Below are 5916 nucleotides of genomic sequence, written 5' to 3' on the forward strand. Positions count from 1 at the left end.
GGCGCCGTGAGCCGGCTTGTGCGCGCGGGCCTCGCCTACCAGGTGACCGGGAGCTCGTGCAGGCCGAAGATGGCCGCGTCGTTCTTCAGCGGGAGGGCTTCGACGGGGCCGGCCGGGCGGAGCCCGGGGATGCGGCGCAGCAGGGTGTCGTAGACGATCTCCAGTTCCATGCGGGCGAGGCTCTGTCCGAGGCACTGGTGCGCGCCGTGGCCGAAGGCGAGGTGCTGGCGTGCGCCGCGGTCGACGTCCAGCTTCCCGGGGTTGTCGTAGACGTCCGGGTCGTGGTTGGCCGCGCCGCCCAGTGCGAAGACCCCCTCGCCGGCGCGGATGGTCTGCCCGCCGATCTCGATGTCCTCCTTGGCCACGCGGGTGGTGATGATGTCGGTGATGGTGAAGTAGCGCAGCAGTTCCTCGACGACCTCCGGTGTGCTGCCGGGGTCGCCGGTGATGCGCGCCCGCAGCTCGGGCGTCTCCATCAGGGCGAGCATGCCCAGCGAAATCATGTTCCCGGTCGTGTCGTGCCCGGCGGTCAGCAGCAGGAACGCCAGGTCGACGAGGGCGTCGTGGTCGTAGGTGGCGTCCTTGCGGCCCTTGGCGATCTGACGGCTGAGCAGGTCCTCCCCCGGGGACTTCTCCTTGGTGGTGACGAGTGCGTCCAAGTAGGCCTGCAGGTCGAAGAACGCCTGCTGCCGGGTCAGCGGCGGGAGGGTCATGCTGAGCATGCGGGAGGTGCGGTCCTCGAAGAAGTCGCGGTCGTCGACGGACACGCCGAGCAGCTCGCAGATGACCAGGGACGGCACCGGGAAGGACATCGCCTTCACCAGGTCGGCCGGACGGGGGCCGGCGAGCATCGCATCGACGCACTCGTCGACGATCTCCTGGATGCGCGGCCGCAGCGCCTCCATCCGGCGGAAGGTGAACTCGCCGACCACGGCGCGCCGCGCCCTGGTGTGCTCGGGCGCGTCCATGCCCGCCAGGGACAGTGTGGAGTCCTTGTCGCTGCGGGCCATCTCGACCAGCATCGGGAAGTTCGGATCGGCGCGGTCGGAGCTCAGGCGCGGGTCGAGCAGCGCCTTGCGCACCTCGTCGTAGCGGGTCAGGATCCACGCCGGCTTGCCGGTCGGCAGCAGCACCTGCGATACGGGCCCGCTCTCGCGGAGGCCCTGGTACTCGGAGGGCAGCCGGTAGGGGCAGGTACGGGGGAAAGGGAAGGCGGGCGGGGTGCCGCCGTCGGTCGGTTCGGTCACGGGATGTCGCTCCTGGTGAGTGGTGGGTGCGCGGTGGCGCCGGAGGTGCGTCGCGTCGTCGCCCGGCGGCCGGGACGGCGCTCCCGCGGCGCCACCGCATGCGAACGTCCCCGGTCAGAGGGGCTTCTGAGCGGTCAGCAGCACGGAGCCGAACTCGTCGACGTCGACCATGGAGGCGGGGCTGAACTTCTCCTCCGCCTCGTCGTCGAAGACGGTCTGCATCTCCTGGGAGCCGCGGCTCATCTGCTCGAAGGTCTGGCGCACGCTCTGCTCGGTGATGTCGAGGAGCTCGACGAAGCGGAGGCCCGCGTCTCGCAGCATCGGCACATAGTCCTCGGGCCGGGCCAGCGTCATGATGAAGTCGCGGAGCAGCCGGTCCACGGCGGGCTGCTTCTCGGCGGGGATGGGGCCGCGCTCGAAGAAGTCGGTGAGGACCAGGCGGCCGCCGGGGCGCAGGACCCGGCGGATCTCGCTGAGGACCCGTCCGCGGTCGGGCATGTGGAAGATCGACTCGATGGCGACGGCGGCGTCGAAGGAGTTGTCGGGGAAGGGCAGTTCCATGGCGTCGGCGTGCCGGAACGCCACCCGGTCGCTCAGACCGGCGCTCTCGGCGAGGGCGGTGGCGCGGGCGATCTGGTCCTTGCTGATCGCGACGCCGGTGACGTGCGCGCCGGTGCGCCGGGCGATCCGCATGGCCGGCTGACCGACTCCGCAGCCGATGTCGAGGACCCGCTGGCCCTCGACGATCCGCAGGCGGTCGGTCATCTCGTCGGTGAGCCGGTCGGCCGCCTCCACCAGCAGGGTGTCGTTGTCGTCGACGTCCCAGTAGCCGAGGTGGAGGCTGCCGCCGACCGCTTCGGTGTCCAGTGCGGTGAGGCGGTCGTAGAGGCGTCCGACCTCTTCGGGGACGGGGGTGGTCGTGAGGGCGGACTCGGCCGGGGACGTGGACGTGGGCGTGGAGGTGCTGGACATGAGAGTTCTCCGTTTTCTTTCTGGTGAATCAGAAGGTGGTGCCCGCACGGTGGGTGCATGGGCGTGGGTTCGATCGACTGGAAAGTGCCGACTCGCCGCAGGCTGAATTGCCGGGAAAGACAAGGCCGATGAGGGAGTTATCCCAAGGCGTGGAGCGCGCCATCTGCGCGCCGGCTGTGTGGCGTCCGCATGGCATCTGCGCGTGAGATCACCATACCGACCGGAGGGCCTTCAGGGAACATGTGCCCGGGAATTTCCGTAGAGGCCGGGAAATTCAGGGAGTTCACCGATTTCCGCTGCGCGAGGCGGCGGCCTCATTCGGCGATTCTCACGAGCATTTTCCCGGTGTTGGCGCCGCGCAGCATGTCGATGAACGCGGTGGGCGCGTTCTTGAGTCCTTCGACGACGGTCTCCCGGTAGGAGATGCCGCCGGATGCCAGCCAGCCGCCCATGCGGGCGGTGAACTCGTCGCTGAGGTCGCCGTGGCCCCAGACGAGGAAGCCGCGCAGAGTGATGCCCTTGGCGATGGCCTGTGCCAGGTTCCGCGGGCCGGTCGGGCCGTCCTTGTCGTTGACCTGCGACACGTTGCCGCAGAGGGCGAACCGCGCGCCCAGCCTGGCCACCATCAGGGCCGCGTCCAGATGGTCGCCGCCCACGTTGTCGAAGTAGACGTCGATGCCCGCCGGTGCGGCGTTGGCCAGCTGTTCGAGGACCGGCCCGTCCTTGTAGTCGAAGGCCGCGTCGAAGCCCAGCTCTTCGGTCAGATAGGCGACCTTCTCCGCGCTCCCCGCCGATCCGATCACCCGTTTCGCGCCGCAGAGGCGGGCGATCTGACCGACGAGGGAGCCCACCGCGCCCGCGGCCCCGGAGACGAACACGATGTCGCCGGCACGGAATTCGGCGGCCTTGAGCAACCCGGTGTAGGCGGCGTGCCCGGGCATGCCGAGCACGCCGAGGTACGCGCCGGGCGGTGCGAGCGCAGGGTCGACCCGGACCACGCCGGCGGCGCCCACGACGGCGTACTCCCGCCAGCCGAGGCCGTGCAGGACCAGGTCGCCGACGGCCAGGCGCGGTGACTTCGAGACGACGACCTCGCCGACGGCACCGCCGTCGAGGGCCTTGCCGACGGTGAACGGCGGTACGTAGGACCTGGTGTTGTTCATCCGCCCGCGCATATACGGGTCGACGCTCATCACCAGGTTGCGGATCAGCACCTGGCCGGTCCGGACGGCGGGCAGTTCCGCCTCCACGACCGAGAAGTCCGCGGTGGTCGGCCACCCCTCGGGGCGGGCGGCGAGCCGGACTTCGGTGCCCGTGGACGGAGCGGTCATCACGTTCTCCTCGACTACGGTGGGGTGTCCGTCACGCACTGGGCGCTCCGAGGGTGTCGCGCCAGTGCCGGCATGCGGTGGCGATGTGTTCGGCGGCGCCGTCGAGCAGCATCAGGCCGATCCGGTCGACGTGGCGGTGGCGCCATGAGGCGAGTTCGGTGCCTTCGACCCACTGGTTGAAGGCACCCAGCGCCGGCCCGGTCTGGATCTGGTAGTTCACTTTTCCCGAGCCTTCGCCGTTCATCGCCAGGCGTGTGGAGTGGAAGAAGTACCAGCGGAACACCAGGGCCATCTTGTGTTTGGGTTCGGTTTCGGCCCGGTCTATTTCGGTGTCGCGTCCCTGCGACCGGAGATAGCGGCACACCTCGTCCCAGACCTCTTCGACGCTCTTTCCGAAGTAGGTGCGCTCCAGCAAGGAGCGGGTTTTCTCCGGTATTTCTTCGATGCCGTCGTAGTGGGAGTAGAGGGAGAACAGTTTGTTGGCCCGGGTGGGGAAGAAGACGCCCTTGCGGAGCACCTGTACCTTGGCGCCGAATTCGAACATGTCGCCTGCGGGGGCGTAGCCGGTGTCGGCGATTCCGGCGTCCTGCAGCATGTCCTTGACCTCGGTGCTCATACCGGATTCCACCGTGCACTGGTTGATGGAGCCGGTGAGTACGTAGTCGGCGCCCAGCATGAAGGCCGCCGCGAGCGCCGCGGGGGTGCCGAGGCCGCCGGCCAGGCCCAGGCAGAGCGGCTCGTGGTAGCCGTACCGGTCCTGGGCGCGCTGTCGGAGCCCCAGCATGGCGGGCATCAGCACCGTGGCGACTCCGCCGTCCGTGTGCCCGCCGGAGTCCGCCTCGACCGTGATGTCGTGGCTCATCGGCACCGTCCGGGCGAGCCGGACCTGTTCGTCGGTGAGGGCGTTCTCCCGGCGGAGCCGGTCCAGGACGGGCTCGGGGGCGGGTGCCATGAACTGCTCGGCGACCTCCGGCCGGGAGACCTTGGCCATGATGCGGTGGTCGCACACGGTGCGGCCGTCGGCACCGCGGCGCAGTCCCCGTGCCCGGTACAGGACGAGCGCGGGGGTCATCTGCATGAAGGCCGACGCCTCGATGGCGGGGACGCTGTGGCGCAGCAGCAGGTCGACCAGTGCGCGCTCGGCCGCGGGGTCGTCGTGGTCGGCCAGGACGTTGACGCCGTAGGGCTGCCCGTCGGCCAGGCCGTGCTGGACCTCCTTCACCCGCTGCTCGATCTCCGGGAGCGGCAGACCACCGGTCCCCAGGAAGCCGAGCATGCGGTTCCGGCCGAGCCTTACGACCATTTCGGCCGAGGCGATGCCCCGGTACATGCCGCCCACGGCGTAGGCGTGGCGCACGCCCATCCGCCGGCGGAACACGGGGCTGCCGAGCGCGGCGGCCGGCGTGCCGGGCCGCGCGCCCCGTGTGTCGTCCGCCGAATCGAGCGGGGCGTGGGGTGTGTCGACTGGTGCGGCCGGCCCTTCGAGTGGGGCGGCCGGTGCCTCGGGGCGGGCGGCCGGCCGCGGGGCGGAGCGGATCTGGTCGATCAGCTTGCCCAGTACCCGGCCGCCGAGTTCGACGAAGTCGGTGACGCCCTGGTCGAGGAGGTGGTGCACGCTCTCGGTCCAGCGCACCGGCCGCACGATCTGCTCGACGAGCGTGTGCGCGGTCCGGCCGGGGACGTACGGGCGCGCCGTGGCGTTGGCGATCACCGGCGTCGCCGGGGCCCCGAGGGCGAAACCGTCGACGAAGCGGGCGAAGTCCTGCTGTGCCTGGCGCATCAGCGGCGAGTGGAAGGCGCCGGAGACGTTCAGGCGCACACAGCGGACGTCGCGCGCGTCGAGGTGGGCCACCAGCGCGTCGACGGTCGCGGTGTCGCCGGACACGACCTGCTGCCGCGGTGCGTTGTCGTTGGCGACGGTCAGGCGGCCCGAGAAGCCGCCCTCGTCGAGGAGTTCGCCCAGCCGGGCCGCGTCGAGCCCGACCACGGCCGCCATGCCGCCGCCCCGCGCCTGAGCCATCAGCGCGCCGCGCCGCTGGACCAGGCGCAGTCCGGTCGCGAAGTCGAAGGCGCCGGCGGCGTGCAGGGCGCAGTACTCCCCCAGGCTGTGCCCGGCGAGGAAGTCCGGCTCGCCGCCGGTGCTCTCGCGCCACTGCCGGTGGGCGAGCGCGCCAACCACGTACAGCGCGGGCTGGGTGTACTCGGTGCGGCCCAGTTGCCGGTGCGGATCGTCCAGGCACAGGGTGCGCAGGGAGTAGCCGAGGATCTCGGAGGCCTCGTCGACGAGTTCGGGGGAGGCGTCGAACAACTCGCGGCCCATGCCTCGCCGTTGGGCGCCCTGACCGGGAAAGACCACTGCCTTCATG

The 5916-nt window shown here is 70.6% G+C and carries 4 protein-coding genes; all 4 read right to left on the reverse strand.

Going from position 1 to position 5916, the window contains the following annotated elements; translation table 11 throughout:
* Positions 1–35 precede the first annotated feature (35 nt).
* The 4 genes from WAB15_RS07685 to fabD all read right to left on the reverse strand — a co-directional run bounded on the left by WAB15_RS07685 (position 36) and on the right by fabD (position 5915).
* Positions 36–1247 carry a cytochrome P450 gene (locus WAB15_RS07685; protein WP_407285767.1) on the reverse strand — a complete coding sequence of 404 codons (1212 nt, stop codon included), beginning with the start codon at positions 1245–1247 and terminating at the stop codon, positions 36–38.
* A gap of 114 nt (positions 1248–1361) precedes the next feature.
* Positions 1362–2219 (reverse strand): SAM-dependent methyltransferase, encoded by an 858-nt coding sequence (locus tag WAB15_RS07690; protein WP_407285768.1) that lies wholly within the window; start codon positions 2217–2219, stop codon positions 1362–1364.
* A gap of 314 nt (positions 2220–2533) precedes the next feature.
* A complete protein-coding gene (locus WAB15_RS07695) occupies positions 2534–3550 on the reverse strand; it encodes an NADP-dependent oxidoreductase (protein ID WP_407285769.1) in 1017 nt (338 codons plus the stop codon).
* A gap of 31 nt (positions 3551–3581) precedes the next feature.
* The gene (gene fabD / locus WAB15_RS07700; protein ID WP_407285770.1) at positions 3582–5915 is read right to left on the reverse strand and encodes an ACP S-malonyltransferase; all 2334 of its coding nucleotides are present in this window, start codon (positions 5913–5915) and stop codon (positions 3582–3584) included.
* Between the last annotated feature and the right edge of the window lies 1 nt (position 5916).

The organism is Streptomyces sirii (genome assembly GCF_045690365.1).
Taxonomy (GTDB): domain Bacteria; phylum Actinomycetota; class Actinomycetes; order Streptomycetales; family Streptomycetaceae; genus Streptomyces; species Streptomyces sirii.

Bases quoted from the DNA above. Each gene is read 5' to 3' on its own strand.
- WAB15_RS07690 (WP_407285768.1), bottom strand. From the start codon at position 2,219: ATGTCCAGCACCTCCACGCCCACGTCCACGTCCCCGGCCGAGTCCGCC.
- WAB15_RS07695 (WP_407285769.1), bottom strand. From the start codon at position 3,550: ATGACCGCTCCGTCCACGGGCACCGAAGTCCGGCTCGCCGCCCGCCCC.
- fabD (WP_407285770.1), bottom strand. From the start codon at position 5,915: ATGAAGGCAGTGGTCTTTCCCGGTCAGGGCGCCCAACGGCGAGGCATG.